Source organism: Pseudomonas sp. SIMBA_067 (assembly GCF_046534675.1).
GTDB lineage: Bacteria > Pseudomonadota > Gammaproteobacteria > Pseudomonadales > Pseudomonadaceae > Aquipseudomonas > Aquipseudomonas putida.
Map to the genome: position 1 here is coordinate 1 of NZ_JAWRYH010000862.1, position 254 is coordinate 254.

General features: G+C 55.5%; 1 protein-coding gene. It reads right to left on the reverse strand.

Translation table 11 applies throughout. From position 1 onward, the window contains the following. Nucleotides 1-26: 26 nt before the first annotated feature. Nucleotides 27-254, reverse strand: a 228-nt coding sequence (locus SB765_RS31660) for a hypothetical protein (RefSeq protein ID WP_410932759.1), incomplete at its 5' end; no start/stop codon positions are given.

The following is a 254-nucleotide window of genomic DNA, read 5'->3' on the forward strand; positions in this document are numbered from 1 at the left end:
TTGTCATCTCCCATTCAAGATGAGCATTAGCGCTGCAGACGCTCAGCGCGCGGCGGCGCGGCCGAGGTAACGACGCGCACACTGCGAAGTTCGTCGCGCTGGATGGTGCCATGCTTGGCAATCACCATGACCCCGATACCCTGTTCGATGAAACTGCCAACGTCATAGGTGTTCAGGTAAGTAATTTCTTCATTGTCCAATGCGGCATTGTTGCGGGTGGTCTTGAGTTCAATCCACCAACTGGCATCGTCCGG